The organism is Flagellimonas yonaguniensis (assembly GCF_029193885.1).
Lineage (GTDB): Bacteria > Bacteroidota > Bacteroidia > Flavobacteriales > Flavobacteriaceae > Flagellimonas > Flagellimonas yonaguniensis.
In genome coordinates this window covers 99,860-119,764 of sequence record NZ_JARFVB010000010.1, presented here as the reverse complement: position 1 = coordinate 119,764, position 19,905 = coordinate 99,860, and the positions used below count along the sequence as shown (strand labels likewise).

Here is a 19,905-nt window from a genome sequence, read left to right as displayed (position 1 = left end):
AAAAGAGTGTAATGAAAATTGAGCATATCGCCATTTGGACTTCGGATCTAGAAAAAATGAGAGCGTTTTACCTGCGTTTTTTCGAGTTGGAATCCAACGAAAAATATTACAATCCAAAAAAACAATTCAGTTCCTATTTCCTCTCCTTTAAAAATGGGGCACGCATCGAATTAATGCACAGACCCGATATTTCCGAATTCATTACTAATAGGGATACCAAACTGGGCCTTGCCCATTTTGCCATATCCGTTGGTTCCAAGCAAAAAGTGGATGCCCTTACCGAATCCATCCGCAAAAACGGATTCACGGTCATCGGAGAACCCAGAACCACTGGCGATGGCTATTACGAAAGTGTTATTGCCGACCCCGAAGGCAATTGGATTGAAATAACGGAGTAAGTCGGCACATAAAATAACCATAATTCATTGTTCCTAAATCCAATCCATTTAAAATCATATCTTTAGAGAAACCAACCGCTTGTGATCAAGTTCTTCCGCAGCATCCGTCAGCGATTGCTTTCAGAAGGAAAAACCTGAAACCCAATGGAGAGAAAAGGAACGGGAAAGCCGAAAACCGACCAAAGTAGGCACTAAACACTACCAATTATGAAAAAATCAACCAACCAAGTTACATTGTTCGCAACGCTAATTGCAATAGCTTTTGGATTCCTGAGTTGCGAACAAAAACAAAAGGAAGAAACCAAAGAAATTGAAAAGGAGGTAATCGTTGAATCGGAGAAACCTGAATATTTTCTTTTACGTCCAGAAGTGGAAAATGCTTATGGATATTCACACGCTGTGAAAATTGGAAACGACATTAAAATATCTGGAGCAGTAAGTATGGACGATGAGGGAAACCCTACCGCAATTGGCGATATAGAACAACAAATGAAAAACTGTTATGCTGATTTGGAAAAAATATTAAAGCACTTTGGCTGCACATTTGACGATGTGGTCAAAGAAGATATTTTTACCACTGATATGGCACAAATGCTGGAAAAATCTGCCTACCGAGCTGAAATTTATAAAAATGGTTTTCCAACGGGTTCTTGGCTTGAAGTAACGGGGTTGGCTTTACCCGAATTTATGGTTGAAATCGAACTTGAAGTACATAAATCGGAGTAATTGTACAAACGAACAACAAAAGCTATGATCCAGTACCCATATCCCCTTGACCAAATTCACCATTAGTAAGAAAACAACTTTGGATTATGATAGAAACATTGGAAGAATATGCATTAGCTGCTGAAATTATATCAGCAGTTGCCATCATAATATCTTTGATATTTGTTGGTGTTCAGATTAGAGCAAATACAAAGGCAACACAAGCGTCAACTTTTCATGAAATTGCAACTTTGGACATCAACATATTGCTCAATTTTGGCAGTTCTCCAGAATTAGCAAGATTGATAACAATGTATAGAGATGATCCCGACTCATTGAGCGAAGAAGAACAGATTCATGGATTTTATTTGTTTGGCGCGGAAGTTCGGCATGTTGAAAATTTGTTTTTGCAAAATGAAAATAAAATGTTGAGTGCAAAAAATTGGAGATCCAGAAAAGCACTGGTTGATGGGATAGTACTCACCGCAGGTTTTGGAGCATTACTAAAACATCCGTTCAGTAAATTTTTTGATGGCTCATTTATTGAGTATGGTAGAACTCAAAGAAAAAAATCCGGGATAGAAGAGTGATGAAATCACAACAGTGGAATTAATCGATTGCTCCCCCACCCCTAAACCAAACTCCCTACTTTTTGGAATGGTGTCGTGCTACGGCATTGGTCTCCTCAAAGTCATTCGCGAGAATTCGCGCCATTAGTGTCAGCCTACTAACCTTTAATTGTAAAGCTATATGTCTTTTTAAAAAAGTAAATGGATCCCTGCCTGCGCAGGGATGACAGCACCGCACCACAGCACCAGAGTCATTTCGATATGAGGAACAAAGTTCCGATTGAGAAATCCAGATTTCTCACACTCGCATAGCTCGGTTCGAAATGACACTCTTATCATCAGTTCTATCTAAAGATGATGTGCTCCTATTTTTTTGATGTAACATTTTTGCTTCTACCGAGTCTACAAGTAAAACGAACATCAATGAAATCAATCAAAATTCTAGTGCTTTTTTTGGCACTAAACCTAATCAGTAATTGTAAAAACACTTCAAACAATTCAGAAGCTACAAGTTCCATTATCACCTTTACCGAAAAAGACGGGAAATTTACCACGGAGCAAAAAGAACTCATTCAACAAGTAGTTCTGGAATCCGAAAAAGAAATCAGAACCCTACTCCCCACCCTACCCGACAGCATACAGGTATCCTTGGAAATCGTAGATTGGAACCTTGATGTGGTCGGTGGTGTTACCGGGCGTACCGAAACCAATAGCCCTCCCGTGGTGTTCATTCAAATATCCAAAAATTATCCGGGCGGTGTGGCCGCTGCGACCCATAAGGCGTTGAAGCACACCATATTTCATGAGTTCCACCATCTATACCGAGGTTGGGCCATTCGGGACAACAAATTTGGACCAGGCATACCCATTGCGGCCATAAATGAAGGGTTGGCCGTAGTCTTCTCCGAAGAATACACCTCTGCCATGGAGGCCGATAGTCCGCCAGAAGATGAAATTGCCGAGCAATGGGTAACGGAAATAATGGCTTTGCCCAAAAATGCCGACTATCAACAATGGATGTTCCAGCATCCGGATGGTCGCCAATCCATCGGATACCGAACAGGCAACTATTTGATTCGGAAAGCAATGACCAGATCTAGAAAAAGCGTATTGGAATTGAGTGAACTCAGCCCTGATGAAATATTTCAACTGGCAGGGCACTAAAACCCTTAAAAGGCAAGCCCCATCCACAAGCTAGGCTTTGATGACACGCTGCCGTATCTTTGTGAAAAAGTAATTGGATTCCTGCCTGCACAGGAATGACAGCAATATGGAAAATAAAAAGATAATCTTGTTCGATGGGGTCTGCAATTTGTGCAATGGTTCTGTTCAGTTTGTAATCAAACGGGACAAAAAGGATATTTTCCGCTATGCGGCCCTGCAAAGTGGAGCGGGGCAAGAATTGGCAGCACAACGCCATATCGACACCTCCAAGGTGGATTCCATTATCCTTATCGAGCCCGGAGTGGCCTATTATACAAAATCCGATGCTGCTTTGGAAATAGCCCGGGAGTTGGGCGGATTATGGAAGTTATCCACGATTTTCACTTGGATTCCAACTTCCATCAGAAATGGCATTTATGATTTTGTGGCCAAAAACCGCTATAAATGGTTTGGGAAACAGGAATCCTGTATGATTCCCACGCCCGAGCTAAAGGCCAAGTTTTTGGATTGACTCATCAAAACCTGACTTTCCCTAAATCAATCGGCCCATTCACACCATTGCCAGTTTTAATTTGCTGAAGTGAACCATAGGTTTGGATAAACAATTAAATATCCAATCCTTATGAAAAATACAGTCATCCTATTTTTGTTGGCACCCCTGTTTTTATTTGCCAATACGACAAAAACCCCTTCCAAAATCAAGGAAGTAACTGTTTACCTGAATGGGGCCCAGATTACCCGGACAGCCTCTTGTCTGCTCCAAGAAGGTTCCAACGAAGTGGTTTTTACAGGACTATCCCACAAAATTGATGGAAGCAGCATTCAAATTTCGGGTTTGGGCGCGGTCTCCATTTTATCCATCGCATACAACATCAATTATCTTGAAAAATCCGAGAGCAATCCAAAAATCAAAGAGTGGGAAAACCGGATTGAAGAACTGGAGCATGAAATCTCACTACTAAAGAACACCATTGCCGGTCTTGAAGAGGAAGAAAAGGTAATCAACTCCAATCGCAATGTCAATGGAGAGGGGCAGATGTTGGACCTGGAACGTATCAAACAGATCAGTGCCTACTACCGGGAAAGGATCACGAAAATCAAAAATGAGATTTTCAAGACCAATCTGAACATCAATAAAATCAAACTTGAGATCAACGACCTGCAGCAACAATTGGCTGAAGCCAACAATGCCAGTGAAACTCCTCAAGGGGAAATCACAATCACTTTTGATGCACCTATTTCCACTAACTTGAACGCTACGCTATCCTATTTGGTCAAAGATGCCGGATGGGTACCCAATTACGACATTAAATCCAATGGATTGAACGCACCACTCTCCATGGCATATAAGGGCAACGTTTACCAGAATACGGGACAGGATTGGAAAGATGTCAAAATTTCTTTATCAACGGGCAATCCCAATTATAACATAAGTAAGCCCACCGTAGAGGCCCATTATTTGAATTTTGTTAGCGCCTACCACAAAAGAAAAGTCACGACCACCGCCAAAAAAGGATATGCTTTTAACCCCAATGTGAAAAAGGTTGTAGGAACGGTAACGGATGAATCAGGAGCTCCACTGCCTGGGGTAAGTATTCTGGTCAAGGGCACTAGTATTGGCACCACCTCGGATTTTGATGGTAATTATAGTTTGGATGTGCCTTCCGGAAAAGAATTAGTCTACTCCTATATTGGGATGCACATGCAAGAATTGCCCATTTACTCTTCCATCATGAATGTTCGTATGGAGGAAGATGCACAACATTTGGATGAAGTAGTTGTGACCGGATATAGCACTGCGTCTGTGGAACGAACACTAAGCGGCCGTGTAGCCGGCGTTTCCATCAGAGGTGCTTCAAATGTGAGCAACAATCCCCAACCTCTGTACATTATTGATGGTATTCCCGTGGATGGTTTTGTCGATGGAGATTTGGATGAGAACGAAATTCAAGACATTGAGGTACTGAAAGGTTCCAATGCATCCGCCATATACGGAACCCGAGGTGCCAATGGCGTAGTAGTGATAACCACCAAGAAAAGCCAGATGCACGAAGGAGCCACCAAAACAGAGTTTGCCATCAAAAAACCATATACCATCATGGCCAATGGGGATATTACCGCCATTGAGGTGAATACGTTCAAAATTCCAGCCGCTTATGAATATTTTGCAGCTCCGGTTTTAAATGAGAATGTCTATCTCACAGCAAGTTTCAAGGATTGGGAAAAGCATCAATTATTACCTGGGGAAGCCAATATCTATTTTGAAGGCGCCTATGCCGGTAAGACCGTGATAGACCCATATACCACTAAAAAGGAAATGATATTATCCCTTGGCATTGAACCCAATATCACGGTAACAAGGCAACAAGAACGTAATTTTAAAAGCAGACCTTTTGTGGGCAGTAACCGAATATTGGACCGCAGTTATGTTTTGGAGGTCAAAAACAATAAGAATACATCGATTAATCTAAAGCTCATGGACAGGATTCCAAAATCACAAAACAAGGAAATCAAAGTGGATGACATCATTACCCATAATGCCACTTATGATGAAAGCAAAGGTTTGTTGACCTGGAACATGGCAATGGAACCTAAGTCCGTTCAAAAGACAAACTTCTCCTTTCAAGTAAAGTTCCCAAAAGAAAGACATATCTCCCTCTAAAACTAAAAAGACCTCCAAAATGGAGGTCTTTTTTATGTTCAATGTTTCTTTCTTTTATTTTACCTCATCATAATGGTCATCCCATTCTTCCACATGTGGATCACCCAGTTTGTCCACAGATTTTGCAACGAGCATGGAAACCGTGGCATCACCGGTAACGTTCACTACGGTCCTGCACATATCCAATGGTCTATCTACGGCAAAAATCAATGCAAGGCCAATCGCTAATTTATCCGGTGGAAATCCAATGGACTCCAAAACTATGACCAACATCACCATTCCCGCTCCGGGAACAGCCGCTGAACCAATAGAGGCGAGTAAAGCTGTCAATACGATGGTCAACTGATTGCCAAAAGTCAAATCAAACCCAAGAGCTTGAGAAATAAACACAGCGGCAACCCCTTGGTACAAACTGGTTCCGTCCATATTTATGGTAGCTCCTACGGGCAGCACAAAACTGGATACTTCCTGGTCCACACCGATATGCTCCTCTACCCTTTCCATGGTCACAGGTAAGGTCGCTGCACTGGAACTGGTGGAAAAGGCCAACAGTTGTGCCGGACTTATCTCTTTTAAAAACCAAAACGGGTTCTTTTTGGCAATAAGGCCTACAATAGTGGCATAGAATACAATCATTAAGGCAAGACCCAAAACCACAACACCTGCATATTTCAACAGGGCCAACAATAAGTCTGGGTCACTTGATGATACCACAACACCTGCCAATAGGGCAAATACGGCGTAGGGAGCCGTCAACATGATCAAATCGACCATTTTTAAGACGACAAAGTTGAGGGCATCAAAAAAATCTTTTAGTGGCTTTGCCTTTTTCTCCCCGATCAACAACATGGAAATACCCAAAAAGATGGTAAAGAATATGACCTGAAGCATTAAAGAGTTGTCCGTCATGGCAGCCAATGCGTTGTCTGGCACCATATCTATCAAGAATTGCAAAGGCCCACTGTCTTTTTGTCGCGAAGCCTCTTCAATTTTGGAAGTGACACCAGCATCGCCCGCATAGGTATCAGTGAGCTTGGTAACAGTTTCTTCTGAAATACCACTTCCTGGATTCATCACATTGACCAAAAGCAGCCCAATGGTAATGGCAACTACCGTAGTGACAATGTACGTTGCAATGGTACGGAGACCGATATTCCTGAATTTTGATATATCCTTGAGGTCGGAAATCCCTTTGACCAAGGATGCCACAATCAAGGGTATGGCAATAAGTTTAAGAAGTTTTACAAAAATGGTTCCGAGGGGCTGGATCCAATCATTCACAAATTCCTTGCCCCAGCTAATCTGGGTCATCGCAAATCCAAAAAGAATACCAAGTAGCATCCCGATCAGGATTTGCCAGTGCAATTCCAGTTTCTTCATAAAAAGTCAAGTTAGTGTCGGAAAGATACTTTTTTGAACGGAAACGTCCTAACGTGGGCTAGATTTTGTTGGTGCGGGCCAATAACGTGTAGTCCGCTAAGACCAATGCAGCCATGGCCTCCACGATGGGTACCGCTCTTGGAACAACACAGGGATCATGGCGCCCCTTGCCTTGGGTGGTCACTTTTTCGCCTTCCTTATTGATGGTCTCGTAAGATTGTAACACAGTGGCAACAGGTTTAAAAGCCACACTGAAGTAAATATCCATACCGTTACTGATACCTCCTTGCACACCTCCACTACGATTCGTTTTTGTGGTGCCATCCGTATTGAAAGCATCATTGTGCTCACTTCCCCTCATGGCAACACCCGCGAAACCGCTCCCGTATTCGAATCCTTTTACGGCATTTATGGACAACATAGCTTCTCCCAAACGGGCATGAAGTTTATCAAAAACAGGCTCTCCCAGACCAATTGGTACATTTTGAATGACACAAGTGATTACACCTCCAATGGTATCGCCTTCTTTTTTTATGGATTTGATGTAATCTTCCATTTTTTGGGCCATTTCGGTATCGGGACAACGAACGGCATTGGACTCAATCATGGAAAAGTCCAATTCCTGATAGGGCTTGTTCAATTTCATCTCTCCAACTTGAGAGACAAAGGCGTTTATTTTGATATCACTTAAAAATTGCTTTGCAATGGCACCTGCCACTACCCTACTGGCAGTTTCACGAGCTGAGCTTCTTCCACCACCACGATAATCACGGAAACCGTATTTTTTATCATATACATAATCCGCATGCGATGGTCGGTACGAATCTTTGATATGTGAATAATCCTTGGACTTTTGATTCGTATTATGAATAGCAAAGCCAATGGGCGTACCTGTGGTTTGTCCTTCGAACACTCCCGAATAAATCTCGACCGTATCAGGTTCCTTTCGCTGGGTCACAATAGCGGATTGCCCTGGTTTTCTTCTGTTCAACTCCTCTTGGATCTTTTCCAAGTCCAATGTCATCCCTGCTGGACAACCGTCAATGATACCTCCCAATGCTTTTCCGTGAGATTCACCAAAGGTGGTGAGCCTAAAAAGTTGTCCAAAAGAATTTCCTGCCATTCGGTATAAAAATTATGATGTCCCCAAAGGTAGACGATACAAATCTAATTCAAAAACGATGTCATGCCTTAATATTATTGTAACATATTTAATTTCAGCATGATGATTTTTTAACATTATCCTCATGAATTAATGACTTCGATTTCATTTTTAATTTATTCCAACCATTTTATTTTGCATTAAACCTTATACGATTGAAAAAAAGGAAGATAGAATTGGCGGTTATCTCGGATGTACATTTGGGAACTTATGGCTGCCATGCAGATGAACTCATCACGTATCTCAATAGTATACAGCCCAAAAAGCTGATTTTGAATGGAGACATTATTGATATTTGGCAGTTCAGCAAACGGTATTTCCCCCCCTCCCATCTCAAAGTGTTGAGAAAAATCATCGGGATGGCTTCAAAAGGCACTGAAGTTTACTATATCACTGGAAATCATGATGAAATGCTTCGTAAATTCAGTGATACTTCAATGGGGAACTTTAAGATAATGAACAAACTTGTGCTGAATCTGGATGGCAAAAAGGCATGGATTTTCCATGGTGATGTGTTCGATGTTTCCATACAAAATGCCAAATGGTTGGCAAAGTTGGGCGGCTACGGCTATGACCTCCTTATTTTGATCAACAGCTTCCTCAACTGGTGCCTTTCCAAAATGGGCCGGGAGAAATATTCTTTGTCCAAGAAAATCAAGAACAGCGTAAAGGGTGCTGTCAAGTATATCAACAATTTTGAAAAGACCGCTGCAGAGCTGGCCATAGAAAACGAATACGACTATGTGGTCTGCGGACATATCCATCAACCCAAAAAGGAGATATACGAAAACAAATATGGCAGTTGCACCTATTTGAATTCAGGGGATTGGGTGGAAAACCTGACCGCTTTGGAATATTCCTTCAAGCGCTGGAGAATCTACCATTACAATCACGATAGACTTTCCCCTTTCTTTGTGGACGAGGATTTAAAGGAAATGGACATGAACGATCTCATCGCTTCCATAACCGACAAAGAAGTCAACATTGAAGATGTGACCGAAGAACACCTCAGTGAAAAGGAAGAAGAAAATATCGATAAAGACTTCTTAGATGACAAGGGCCTGTCTCAAGATTGAAACGGGGTGCTGCGCCTCCCTTTTCGTCCCATCCTTAATTTGATGCCGACAACTAGTACCATTGGCCGCAATCAATGTTTCCGAAGGGCTTTTCTCCACAGCAGGGAACAACTTTAGCCCACCGACCTGCATACTTACCCCGTAATGCTCTTTTTCGTAACCAAAAGAACCTGCCATACCACAACACCCTGATGGTATAATCGTCACTTTGTAATTTTTGGGCAAATTCAGCACATCGAAGGTCACTTTTTGATTGCTCAATGCTTTTTGATGGCAATGCCCGTGAATTTTGATGGTCTTTTCCTCATCGGTAAAACTATCGGATGTAATATGGCCTGCTGCAATTTCGGCAGCCAAAAACTCTTCTATCAAAAATGATTGGGAGGCTAACTTGCTTAATTGTTCCTTATCATCATGCAACCGCTGGTATTCGTCCCTGAATGATAGAATAGCAGAAGGTTCCAACCCCACAATTGGGGTTCCGGCTTTTAAAATCTCTTTGAGATTATCCATATTCTGGGCCACTAACTTTTTGGCCTGCTTCAAAAAACCTTTGGATAGATAGGTTCTTCCACTTTCACCATAAAACAGCTCCACATCGTAACCCAATTTGCACAATAGCTCAATGGCATCCTTCCCAATTTGGATATCCAAATATTTGACAAATTCATCAATATAAAGGACCACCTGCTTTTTGGAAAGGTCCGTTCGCTTTACCCGATGCTTTTTCAAATGATTTTTAAAATTGAATCGCCCCACTTTGGGCAAATGACGCTCTGGGGCCACCCCCAACGCTTTTTTGAGCATTCCCCCAATCGCTTTGGACTCGTACATCCAATTGGTAATGCCGGAAACCTTACTTCCCATGGCATTCAATTGGGTGTTGTGGGCAAACAACTTGCTTCGCAACGAATACCCGTTAGCTTCTTGATAGTTGTACAGGAATTCGGCCTTTAGGGCAGCAACATCCACATTACTGGGACATTCGCTGGCACATGCTTTGCAGCTCAAGCAAAGGTCAAAGGCTCTTTTAAGTTCTTCATGGTCGAACCGATTGGTTTTTTCCGAATTGGTCAAAAACTCCCGTAAAGCATTGGCCCTGGCGCGTGTCGTATCCTTTTCATTCTTCGTAGCTTGGTAACTGGGACACATTCCTCCGCTCATGTGATGGCTTTTTCTACAGTCTCCGCTTCCGTTGCACTTTTCAGCGGCTTTAAGGATGCCTTCACTATCCGAAAAGTCCAGCACTGTATCCACTTCGGGCTCCTTGCGATCAACCACGTAACGCAAAGATTCATCCATTGGATAGGCATCCACTATTTTGCCAGGATTGAGTACCAAATTGGGGTCAAAAAGTGCTTTTACCCTTTTCAAAAGTTCATAATTGGTATCACCTATCATCAACGGGATGAACTCGGCACGTACAATACCATCACCATGCTCACCACTAAAACTTCCGTTGTATTTTTTGGTCAACTTGGCCACATCAGTGGTAATGCTTCGGAACAACACTACATCCTCGGACTTTTTTAAATTGAGAATAGGTCTCAAATGCAATTCCCCTGCACCGGCATGGGCATAATACACTGCATCTTGGCCATACCCTTTCATAATCTGGGAAAACTCGCCAATAAAATCTTTCAGGTCCTCCAAAGCCACAGCCGTATCCTCGATACAGGCCACCGCTTTCCTATCCCCAACCATATTACCCAACAAGCCAAGTCCAGCTTTACGCAGTTCAATGGCCTTATTGATATCCTCCCCGTATAAAATTGGGTTGGCGTAGCTCAAACCAGACTTTTCAATGGTTTTCAACAATCCATTGAGCTGTTTATCCAAATCCTCTTTGGAATCCGCTTTGACTTCCAACATTAAAATGCCCGCTGGGTCACCATCCACAAAAAAACGATTGGCCAATTGGGCACGGTTATTTTTTGTGCAGTCCAGAATTACTTTGTCCATCATTTCGCATAGATGGAGGTTATGTTGCATCACAGGTGCCACATCGCTCAAACAATCTTCCAATGTGGTATAATGCGTGGCCACCATGGCCGCATACTGCGGAGGCAAATCATCGAGTTGAAGCGTGACTTCGGCGGTAAAGGCAAGGGTACCTTCACTTCCTGACAACAATTTACAGAGGTTGAATTCAGTATCCACTTCTCCAAAAATGTTGTTTTTCAATAGCTCATCCACTGCGTATCCCGTATTTCTCCTATGAATACTGGGTTTTGGAAACTCGGATTTTATGTTGTTCTGATTTTCTGGATTGGAAAGCTCCTCGTAAAGTTTACTGTAGATTTCGGCTTCCAACGAATCGCCTTGCTTCTTCTTTTCAAACTCTTCTTTGGAAATATTCGAGAAATGAGCATCACTTCCGTCGGATAAAACACATTGCATAGCAATTACCTTATCTCGAGTAACCCCATATTGGATGGAAGTGGTCCCAGAAGAATTGTTCCCGACCATTCCCCCTATCATACATCGATTGGACGTAGAAGTGTTGGGGCCAAAGAAAAGACCGAATGGTTTTAAATATTGGTTGAGCTCGTCGCGAACAACACCCGGCTGCACAGTAACTTCTTTTTTATCCCTATCCAGACTTATGATTTTGGTAAAATGGCGACTTACATCGACCACAATACCTTCTCCCACGCATTGTCCAGCCAAGGATGTCCCCGCTGTTCTGGGAATCAGCCCCACTTTATTTTTGTTGGCAAATGCGAGCAAAATTTTTAAATCCTCGACATTTTTGGGGTAGGCCACCGCTGTGGGCAGCTTTCTATACACGGAAGCATCTGTGGCGTAGATGGCCTTGCTCAAATCATCGAACAACAACTCCCCTTTCAATGCCACTGAAAGGTCTTTTAACAATTTTTTATCCAATTCGGAATACTTTTTGGGAACTAAAATTAGTTTTAGAACGTAAATCTAACACAAAACTATCTCTAATTTTTAACTTAACGAGAACCTCATGAAGATTACCACATTATTTTCCGTTTTATTTTTGTTTGCAACAGTTGGCCTCAGTGCCCAGAGCATTTCCGAGCATGCCTTGGGATTACGTTTGGGTGACAGTGATGGCTTCGGAGCCGAAATATCCTATCAAAAATCAATAGGCCAATATAACCGTGCCGAATTCGACCTCGGCTGGAGGGACAGCAGGGATTTTGATGCCTTTAAATTAACAGGTGTTTACCAATGGGTGCACCAGTTGGACGGCAATTTTAATTGGTACTATGGTGTTGGTGGTGGATTAGGTAACGTGGATTTTGAACCTAACCCCAATTTTGATGACGACAACGATGGCTTGTTCGTTTTTGCCGCCGGTAACATTGGTGTCGAATATGATTTTGACATCCCTCTACTACTCTCATTGGATTTTAGGCCTGAAATTGGCTTGATCGGTTACGATGGCTTTGACAATGATTTTGATTTTGATATCGCACTTGGTATCCGATACCAGTTCTAAATTAAGAAAACTTTATAGTCAACCCTTGGTCCTATTAAAGCCAAGGGTTTTTTTATACCATAAACATTGAATACCTTCGCAATCCAAACATATAGAAATGAAAAGACTATTTGCATTATCCTTGGGAGTTCTTTTTTTAACTTCCTGTAATTCTGACCCTAAAGGATACACCTTAAGCGGAACCATTACCGGAGAATCCGAAAATGGCACCCAGATATTCTTAAAAACCACGGATTCCATCAATCAATTGGTGGATATTGACACTACTACCGTCGAGAATGGTTTGTTCAGCTTTAGTGGAGATCAGGCCGGACCAAAAATGCACTATATCTTTGTGGATAAAGTTCGTGGAAACGTGCCTGTGATTGTGGAAAACGCTACCATTGAGATAGAATTCCAAAAAGACAGTATTGGTTTTGCGAAGGTCAAAGGAACTGAACAAAATGATTTGTTCATGGACTTTTTGACCGAATCCCGCAAACTATCCGACCGTGCCAGAACCATGCAAAACGATATGCGTACCGCAGCCCAACAAAGGGATACCGCCACAGTAGCGGCATTGCGTGAAGAATTTATCGAATTCCAAGAGGACGCAAAAAACTTCAACATTGATTTTGCCAAGAACAATCCCAATGCGTTTGTATCCGTATTGGTGGTCGCAAACTTTTTGGCTACAAAAGCTCTTCCTGTGGAAGAGATAAGTGAATTGTACGATGGTCTTTCCCCTGACATGAAAGCAACCGAACCCGGGAAAAAAATTGGCGAACAGCTGGAAAATTTGAAATCCACTGAAATTGGCGCCGTTGCACCAGACTTTTCAGCTCCCACCCCAACCGGCGATGTACTGGCACTCAACGATGTGACCAGCAAGGCCAAACTTACTTTGGTGGACTTTTGGGCAGCTTGGTGCAGACCATGTCGTGCTGAAAACCCGAACATTGTGTCAGTTTACAAAAAATATCACGAAAAAGGATTTGATGTATTGGGCGTCTCTTTGGACAACAAAGCCGAACATTGGACCAATGCGATAGAATCAGACGGATTGGAGTGGAACCACATTTCCAATCTACAGCGTTTTCAAGATCCCATTGCTCGCTTGTACAACATCAATGCAATACCAGCGGCATTTTTACTGGATGAAAATGGCGTTATCGTGGCAAGAGACCTCAGAGGTCCTGCATTGGAACAAAAAGTAGCTGAAATTCTCGGCAAGAGCTAAGCAATAAAATATATCTTTGATGAAAGAAGGTCTTGATAATTTCAAGGCCTTTTTTATTGGATAATCGCAACTGGTACGAGTGTCATTGCGTGTTTGACACGGAATCCATCTCCATTCTGATGTCTTTCATATTAAAGTCTATTGTCGGGAATCAAGCCTTAAAGCTCCGTAGGCACTACTTCGCTAAATCTTCCCCATTTTATCCAAAACAAATAGGATGATGATCGGAATAGCCAGCAATACCACAATCAAGGTGTCCGTGACAAAAAGTTCTGGCCTAAAAAGCAAGGTAGTTGCATAGCCCCCAATAGCACCACCAAAGTGAGCGGTATGACCTATGTTGCCCATCCTACTCTTCATACCCCAGATGGAATACAATAGATAAGCGATACCCAACACATAGGCAGGTAGCGGAATCGGGATGAACATAATGCCCAATTGCATATCGGGATTCAACAATATGGCTGCATAGAGTACTCCCATTACGGCTCCACTGGCACCAACAGCACTGTAAAATGGCTCATCTTTATGAAAAACGAGTGCCAGAAGACTTCCTGCCACCAAACTAACAAAGTAGATGATCAAAAATTTTATCGAACCAAACCATCCGATCACTACTGGAGCAAAAAAGTAGAGGGTGAACATGTTCAGGAACAAATGCGAAATGTCCACGTGCAAAAAGCCCGATGTCACCATTCGTTCTCGCTGACCCGCCTGTATGGCATTGATACTGAACTTATATCTATCAAAAAAAGCCATGTTACTGAACCCACGTAGAGAAACCAAAACATTGGCAGCCATAATGGCAATGGTGGCGATATGTAAATTGAGCATGTAAATAAAGGTTTGGGTTCAAATATAGCTATATTTGCACACAAGAATAGTCTATGCAGCTGGTAGTTTATATCCTTGTTTATCCATTGCTCTGGTTGATTTCCAGACTCCCCCTTAAAGTCATTTATTTTATTTCTGATGGAGTGCACGCACTGCTCTATCATATAATCGGTTACCGCAAAAAAGTAGTCCGCAACAATTTAGCGTTGGTTTTCCCCGAAAAGTCTGAAAAAGAACGGTTGTTGATAGAAAAAAAGTTCTTCAAGCACATGTGCGATATGTTCTTGGAAATGATCAAAACCTTGGGGATAAGTAAAAAAGAGATTCAAAAGCGATTTACCCTTACAAACATAGAACTTATCAATGATCTTGAGAGCAAGGGCATAAACACTATGCTGATGCTCCCCCATTATGCTAGCTGGGAATGGGTCTTATCATTGAATTTACAAATCAAATCCAAAGGATATGGTATCTATCAAAAAATACAGAATAAGTATTTTGATCAAATGATTCGTCGAATCCGAGGTAAATTCAATACCACATTGATATCCACAAGAGAATCTAGAAAAATTCTCAAGGCCGCAAAAGAAAGCAAAGAACTTTTAATGGTAGGTATAATCAGTGACCAATCCCCAATGGTCAGCAGGGCAAAATACTGGACCGACTTTATGGGTATAGTGGTTCCAGCTCACGTTGGTGGTGAAGAAATCTGTAAAGCCAACAACTTTACCCCTGTCTACCTCAAGGTTCGCAAAAAGAAAAGAGGGTATTACGAAGGCACCTTTAAAATTCTATCTGAAAATCCTTCCGAAGTGCCCGATTATGAACTTACCGATGCCTTTCTACGAGAAACGGAAAAATCCATACGAGAAGCACCCGAGTATTATTTCTGGACGCATAAGCGCTGGAAGCACAAAGATAGAGCACCTAAATCGCTAAAAAAGTGATATCTTGACAAGACAAGGAACTGTCGATGAAAAAATCAATCATTATCTTTTTTTGCCTCGGAATTGGTCTATGCTTTGGGCAAACGGCTCCCAAACAAGTACCATCGGAAATCATGGAAGCCATCAAAAATGATGTTTGGGTACCTTTTATGGAGGCTTACGACCAATTGGATTCCCAGAAAATCAAATCCATCCATACCCAGGATATTGTCCGGGTAACCATCAGTCAAAACAATATTGAATCCGGAAGTAACTATCTGGAAGGGTTTGGCGGATTTTTGGATGCAGTAAAAGCTCAAGGAAACCACCTGAGCATAGCTTTTGCAATTCTTACCACAGCCCTTAATTCCATGGAAGATGTTGCCTATCAAACCGGTTATTATCGTTTAACTCGATATGATACAAAAAATGCCGAACCTCAATATGTAGGTTATGGTTTTTTCAATGTTGGACTCCGCAAGGAAAACGGAACATGGAAAATCTGGCTGGATTCCGATAGCCGCACCGATATTTCAGACGATGAATTTGAGAGTTCAAAAATCATCTATGAGTTGGAAAAATAGATTTATTCCAATCCTGCCACCTCCTTGATCTCACCAATGATCCTATCGGCCAAAACATCCGCTTCATCCTGTGATTTTGCCTCAGTATAAATTCGGATGATAGGTTCCGTGTTGGATTTTCTAAGGTGTACCCAATTTTCCGGGAAATCAATCTTAACCCCATCAATGGTGGATACTTCCTCATCTTTGTATTTGTTGTGCATGGCTTCCAAAAGTGCATCCACATCCAAGTCCGACGTCAATTGAATTTTCTTTTTGCTCATAAAGTAACTCGGATAGCTAGCACGCAGTTCGGCAACCGTTCCTCCTCGCTCAGCCATCAGCATCAAGAACAAAGCAGTTCCCACCAAGGCGTCACGTCCATAATGGCTTTCTGGGTAAATGATTCCGCCATTCCCTTCACCACCAATAATGGCATTGTTGGCTTTCATTTTGGCAACCACGTTCACTTCTCCTACTGCAGCAGCTTCGTAGGCACCACCATGTTTTTCGGTAACATCGCGCAAAGCTCTCGAAGAGGATAAGTTGGAAACCGTATTCCCTTTGGTTTTGGACAATACATAATCGGCACAAGCCACCAAGGTATATTCCTCACCAAACATTTCCCCATCATTGCTGATGAATGCCAAACGATCCACATCGGGGTCGACCACAATACCAAAATCAGCCTGTTCCTCAACTACCTTTTTACAGATATCACCCAAATGTTCTTTTAAAGGTTCTGGATTGTGCGGAAATTGTCCCGTTGGGTCGCAATAAAGCTTTACCACTTCTACCCCGAGTTCTTCAAGCAACTTGGGAATGGCAATACCTCCCGTGGAGTTCACACCATCCACCACAACTTTAAATCCTGCCTTTTTGATGGTTTCGGCATCTACCAAGGGTAACTCCAGCACTTCATCAATATGGATATCGATATAGGAATCATTTTTAATGATTTCCCCCAAATCATCGACCTCCGCAAACTCAAAATCCTCTTTCTCGGCCAGGGCCAGAATCTTTGCTCCCTGCTCGGCATCCAAAAACTCGCCTTTTTCATTCAATAATTTCAAGGCGTTCCATTGCTTGGGATTGTGACTGGCCGTTAAAATGATGCCGCCATCCACTTTTTCCAAAGGAACCGCTATTTCCACCGTTGGTGTGGTGGACAACCCTAGGTCGATGACATCGATTCCAAGACCCACCAAGGTGGAAACCACCAAATTCTGGATCATCTCCCCCGATAAACGTGCATCCCTTCCAATCACAACCTTTAATTTATCCTTCTCGGAATACGATTTTAACCATGAACCGTACGCAGCTGCAAATTTAACCGCATCCACGGGCGTTAAATTGTCGTTTGTTTGGCCCCCAATGGTGCCCCGTATACCAGAAATGGATTTGATTAGTGTCATAATTGTTAAAAAAGTTTTTGCAAATATAGTTGGGCTTACCCGATTACATGTTTTGAATTTGTAAATTTCGACAGAAAAGGAATTTGCCCCGATGAACTTCTTAGCGCATATCTATCTCTCTTTTGATGATGAGGAAATCACTCTGGGTAATTTCTTTGCCGACCATATCCGAGGAAACAAGTACAAACATTTGCCCGATAAAATCCAAAAAGGCATCCTCCTCCACCGCGAAATCGACACCTTTACCGATTCACATCCCACAGTAAGGCAGAGCAGCAAACGCCTGCACAAAAATTACAGCCATTACAGCCGAGTGATCGTAGATATCTATTACGATCATTTTTTGGCCAAAAACTGGAGCGATTATTCAGATGTGCCTTTAGATGAATATGTCGAAAACTTCTATGACTTACTAGAGGACAATTACGACATCCTGCCCATGGCCACCAAACGGATGATGCCCTATATGATTACGGACAATTGGCTTCTCAACTATGCCAACTTAGCAGGAATCGACCGTGTACTCAACGGAATGAACCGAAGAACCAAAAACAAATCCAGAATGAATTTTGCCATTTTGGACCTTGAAGAACACTATACAGAATTCGAAAATGAGTTTACCTCCTTTTTCGAAGAATTAATTACCTTTTCCAACCAAAAATTTATTTCCCTATGCGAAGACTAACACTCCTCCTCCCCCTTATCTTATTCATCAATTGCAAGCAACAACCAGCAACACCTACAGGACTGGTCGCTGAAAAAGCCATGGTCGTATCCGCACGCGAAGAAGCATCACAACTGGCAGTCGACATTATGAAAAAAGGAGGAAATGCCTTTGATGCCATGGTGGCTACGGAACTTACTCTAGTAATCGCTTATCCGTTTGCCGGAAGTGTAGGCGGTGGAGGGTTTATGGTCTACCGCAAAAATGATGGCGAAATTGGAGGAATCGATTATCGCGAAAAAGCCCCATTAGCTGCTCACAAGGACATGTATTTGGATTCCTTGGGCAATGTGATTCCCGATATGAGCACTTCCGGAGGAACCGCAGTAGGTGTGCCTGGCACTGTGGCTGGCGTTATCGAAGTGCACAAAAAATTCGGAAAACTTCCTTTAAAGCAAATCATACAACCTATCATCGAACTCGCCAACAAAGGTCTGGTGGTGACTGAAAAGCAAGCTAACCGATTGGAAGGATATAGGGAACGATTCATTGAGGCTAATGGCGATAGCACCAAATTTGCAGGTCCCTTTGTAGCAGGAGACACCATAAAGCACCCAGCCTATGCCAAAACATTACAAAGAATCATGGAAGAAGGCCGTGATGGTTTCTACAAAGGCGAAGTGGCACAAAAATTGGCCGCTTTTGTTCAGGAAAACGGAGGTCTGATCACAGAAGAGGATTTGGAAAAGTACGAAGCGGTTTGGAGAGACCCCATAGTTTTCGATTATAAGGACATTAAAGTGATTTCCATGAGTCCACCCAGTAGCGGAGGGGTAACCATCAACCAAATATTTAAAATGATGGAGCCCTACGATGTTTCAAAATTTGGGCATAACTCGGAAAAAACCATTCAGTTGTTTACAGAAGCATCACGCAGGGCTTATGCCGACAGAAATTATTATTTGGGCGACCCTGATTTTGTAGACATTCCCTATGATGTCTTACTAAGTGATGATTATCTTCAAAATCGGATGTCCAATTTCTCTTTTGACAAGGCCACATTGTCATCAGAAGTAAGCCATGGGGAAGTGGAAATCGTTGAGAGCGACCAAACCACACATTTTTCCATCGTGGATAGTGAAGGGAATGCGGTTTCTGTAACTTCGACACTCAACGGAGGCTATGGTTCCAAATTGTACTGTGCCGAGGTTGGCATCTTCTTGAACAACGAAATGGACGATTTTAGCGCCAAGGCCGGAGTGCCCAATATGTTTGGGCTCATTGGCGCCGAGGCCAACAGCATAGCACCGGAAAAGCGCATGTTGAGCAGTATGACCCCCACCATCGTGGAAAAAGACGGTAAACTGTATATGGTCGTGGGTACACCGGGTGGCTCTACCATCATCACGGCAGTCGCCCAAACCATTTTAAATGTGTATGAGTTCAATCTGAGTATGCAAGATGCGGTAAACGCTCCAAGGTTCCACCACCAATGGTTGCCCGATATGGTGGTTTTTGAACCCAAAGGGTTTTCCGACAAACTTAAAGCCGACTTGAAATCCAAGGGATACATTATCAACGAAGACCGTACACCCATCATTGGTAAAGTGGATGCGATTCGTGTACTGCCTGATGGAAAACTGGAAGGCGGAGCCGACAAGCGCGGGGATGACACCGCCGTGGGATATTAATTTTC

18 protein-coding genes are annotated in these 19,905 nt (G+C 42.5%); 13 read left to right on the top strand and 5 right to left on the bottom strand.

What is annotated here, in order from left to right:
* The first annotated feature begins 11 nt into the window (after positions 1 to 11).
* The 6 genes from PY092_RS14625 (at position 12) to PY092_RS14600 (ending at position 5,498) form a co-directional block, all read left to right on the top strand.
* Positions 12 to 398 (top strand): VOC family protein, encoded by a 387-nt coding sequence (locus PY092_RS14625; RefSeq protein WP_275616546.1) that lies wholly within the window; start codon positions 12 to 14, stop codon positions 396 to 398.
* A gap of 207 nt (positions 399 to 605) precedes the next feature.
* Positions 606 to 1,124 (top strand): RidA family protein, encoded by a 519-nt coding sequence (locus tag PY092_RS14620; protein ID WP_275616545.1) that lies wholly within the window; start codon positions 606 to 608, stop codon positions 1,122 to 1,124.
* 86 nt (positions 1,125 to 1,210) lie between these two features.
* A complete protein-coding gene (locus tag PY092_RS14615) occupies positions 1,211 to 1,693 on the top strand; it encodes a hypothetical protein (protein ID WP_275616544.1) in 483 nt (160 codons plus the stop codon).
* Positions 1,694 to 2,095: 402 nt separating this feature from the next.
* Entirely contained in the window at positions 2,096 to 2,836 is a 741-nt protein-coding gene (locus PY092_RS14610) for a DUF2268 domain-containing putative Zn-dependent protease (protein ID WP_275616543.1), read from the top strand.
* Positions 2,837 to 2,942: 106 nt separating this feature from the next.
* Entirely contained in the window at positions 2,943 to 3,347 is a 405-nt protein-coding gene (locus tag PY092_RS14605; RefSeq protein WP_275616542.1) for a thiol-disulfide oxidoreductase DCC family protein, read from the top strand.
* A gap of 111 nt (positions 3,348 to 3,458) precedes the next feature.
* A complete protein-coding gene (locus PY092_RS14600; protein ID WP_275616541.1) occupies positions 3,459 to 5,498 on the top strand; it encodes a DUF4139 domain-containing protein in 2,040 nt (679 codons plus the stop codon).
* Between the two features lie 54 nt (positions 5,499 to 5,552).
* Here the strand turns inward: PY092_RS14600 and PY092_RS14595 are convergent, their stop codons facing one another.
* Positions 5,553 to 6,878 carry a dicarboxylate/amino acid:cation symporter gene (locus PY092_RS14595; RefSeq protein ID WP_275616540.1) on the bottom strand — a complete coding sequence of 442 codons (1,326 nt, stop codon included), beginning with the start codon at positions 6,876 to 6,878 and terminating at the stop codon, positions 5,553 to 5,555.
* 58 nt (positions 6,879 to 6,936) lie between these two features.
* Positions 6,937 to 8,001, bottom strand: a complete 1,065-nt coding sequence (gene aroC / locus PY092_RS14590) for a chorismate synthase (RefSeq protein WP_275616539.1) — start codon at positions 7,999 to 8,001, stop codon at positions 6,937 to 6,939.
* A gap of 194 nt (positions 8,002 to 8,195) precedes the next feature.
* Between aroC and PY092_RS14585 the strand changes: the two genes are divergently transcribed.
* Positions 8,196 to 9,116, top strand: a complete 921-nt coding sequence (locus PY092_RS14585; protein WP_275616538.1) for a UDP-2,3-diacylglucosamine diphosphatase — start codon at positions 8,196 to 8,198, stop codon at positions 9,114 to 9,116.
* On the opposite strand, the gene PY092_RS14580 is transcribed toward PY092_RS14585, so the two are convergent.
* The gene (locus tag PY092_RS14580) at positions 9,087 to 12,002 is read right to left on the bottom strand and encodes an FAD-binding and (Fe-S)-binding domain-containing protein (RefSeq protein ID WP_275616537.1); all 2,916 of its coding nucleotides are present in this window, start codon (positions 12,000 to 12,002) and stop codon (positions 9,087 to 9,089) included. The two genes, PY092_RS14585 and PY092_RS14580, sit on opposite strands and share 30 nt — an antisense overlap.
* Before the next feature lie 88 nt (positions 12,003 to 12,090).
* Here PY092_RS14580 and PY092_RS14575 point away from each other — a divergent pair, with 88 nt between their 5' ends.
* Both PY092_RS14575 and PY092_RS14570 read left to right on the top strand, forming a co-directional pair.
* Positions 12,091 to 12,588 (top strand): hypothetical protein, encoded by a 498-nt coding sequence (locus tag PY092_RS14575; RefSeq protein WP_275616536.1) that lies wholly within the window; start codon positions 12,091 to 12,093, stop codon positions 12,586 to 12,588.
* A 97-nt stretch (positions 12,589 to 12,685) separates the two neighbouring features.
* Complete coding sequence (locus PY092_RS14570) at positions 12,686 to 13,807, top strand: TlpA disulfide reductase family protein (RefSeq protein ID WP_275616535.1); 1,122 nt, start codon at positions 12,686 to 12,688, stop codon at positions 13,805 to 13,807.
* Between the two features lie 183 nt (positions 13,808 to 13,990).
* Here the strand turns inward: PY092_RS14570 and PY092_RS14565 are convergent, their stop codons facing one another.
* Positions 13,991 to 14,641, bottom strand: a complete 651-nt coding sequence (locus PY092_RS14565; protein ID WP_275616534.1) for a rhomboid family intramembrane serine protease — start codon at positions 14,639 to 14,641, stop codon at positions 13,991 to 13,993.
* A gap of 53 nt (positions 14,642 to 14,694) precedes the next feature.
* Between PY092_RS14565 and PY092_RS14560 the strand changes: the two genes are divergently transcribed.
* The gene (locus tag PY092_RS14560; protein WP_275616533.1) at positions 14,695 to 15,588 is read left to right on the top strand and encodes a lysophospholipid acyltransferase family protein; all 894 of its coding nucleotides are present in this window, start codon (positions 14,695 to 14,697) and stop codon (positions 15,586 to 15,588) included.
* Between the two features lie 26 nt (positions 15,589 to 15,614).
* Entirely contained in the window at positions 15,615 to 16,151 is a 537-nt protein-coding gene (locus tag PY092_RS14555) for a YybH family protein (protein ID WP_275616532.1), read from the top strand.
* Positions 16,152 to 16,153: 2 nt separating this feature from the next.
* On the opposite strand, the gene glmM is transcribed toward PY092_RS14555, so the two are convergent.
* Positions 16,154 to 17,545 (bottom strand): phosphoglucosamine mutase, encoded by a 1,392-nt coding sequence (gene glmM, locus PY092_RS14550; protein WP_275616531.1) that lies wholly within the window; start codon positions 17,543 to 17,545, stop codon positions 16,154 to 16,156.
* Between the two features lie 91 nt (positions 17,546 to 17,636).
* Here glmM and PY092_RS14545 point away from each other — a divergent pair, with 91 nt between their 5' ends.
* Both PY092_RS14545 and ggt read left to right on the top strand, forming a co-directional pair.
* Positions 17,637 to 18,230 (top strand): acyl carrier protein phosphodiesterase, encoded by a 594-nt coding sequence (locus tag PY092_RS14545; RefSeq protein ID WP_275616530.1) that lies wholly within the window; start codon positions 17,637 to 17,639, stop codon positions 18,228 to 18,230.
* Positions 18,218 to 19,900 (top strand): gamma-glutamyltransferase, encoded by a 1,683-nt coding sequence (ggt, locus tag PY092_RS14540; RefSeq protein ID WP_275616529.1) that lies wholly within the window; start codon positions 18,218 to 18,220, stop codon positions 19,898 to 19,900. Before PY092_RS14545 ends, ggt begins: the two co-directional genes overlap by 13 nt.
* Positions 19,901 to 19,905 lie beyond the last annotated feature (5 nt).

Bases quoted from the DNA above. Each gene is read 5' to 3' on its own strand.
- PY092_RS14625 (WP_275616546.1), top strand. From the start codon at position 12: ATGAAAATTGAGCATATCGCCATTTGGACTTCGGATCTAGAAAAAATG.
- PY092_RS14620 (WP_275616545.1), top strand. From the start codon at position 606: ATGAAAAAATCAACCAACCAAGTTACATTGTTCGCAACGCTAATTGCA.
- PY092_RS14615 (WP_275616544.1), top strand. From the start codon at position 1,211: ATGATAGAAACATTGGAAGAATATGCATTAGCTGCTGAAATTATATCA.
- PY092_RS14610 (WP_275616543.1), top strand. From the start codon at position 2,096: ATGAAATCAATCAAAATTCTAGTGCTTTTTTTGGCACTAAACCTAATC.
- PY092_RS14605 (WP_275616542.1), top strand. From the start codon at position 2,943: ATGGAAAATAAAAAGATAATCTTGTTCGATGGGGTCTGCAATTTGTGC.
- PY092_RS14600 (WP_275616541.1), top strand. From the start codon at position 3,459: ATGAAAAATACAGTCATCCTATTTTTGTTGGCACCCCTGTTTTTATTT.
- PY092_RS14595 (WP_275616540.1), bottom strand. From the start codon at position 6,878: ATGAAGAAACTGGAATTGCACTGGCAAATCCTGATCGGGATGCTACTT.
- aroC (WP_275616539.1), bottom strand. From the start codon at position 8,001: ATGGCAGGAAATTCTTTTGGACAACTTTTTAGGCTCACCACCTTTGGT.
- PY092_RS14575 (WP_275616536.1), top strand. From the start codon at position 12,091: ATGAAGATTACCACATTATTTTCCGTTTTATTTTTGTTTGCAACAGTT.
- PY092_RS14570 (WP_275616535.1), top strand. From the start codon at position 12,686: ATGAAAAGACTATTTGCATTATCCTTGGGAGTTCTTTTTTTAACTTCC.
- PY092_RS14565 (WP_275616534.1), bottom strand. From the start codon at position 14,641: ATGCTCAATTTACATATCGCCACCATTGCCATTATGGCTGCCAATGTT.
- PY092_RS14560 (WP_275616533.1), top strand. From the start codon at position 14,695: ATGCAGCTGGTAGTTTATATCCTTGTTTATCCATTGCTCTGGTTGATT.
- PY092_RS14555 (WP_275616532.1), top strand. From the start codon at position 15,615: ATGAAAAAATCAATCATTATCTTTTTTTGCCTCGGAATTGGTCTATGC.
- glmM (WP_275616531.1), bottom strand. From the start codon at position 17,545: ATGACACTAATCAAATCCATTTCTGGTATACGGGGCACCATTGGGGGC.
- PY092_RS14545 (WP_275616530.1), top strand. From the start codon at position 17,637: ATGAACTTCTTAGCGCATATCTATCTCTCTTTTGATGATGAGGAAATC.
- ggt (WP_275616529.1), top strand. From the start codon at position 18,218: ATGCGAAGACTAACACTCCTCCTCCCCCTTATCTTATTCATCAATTGC.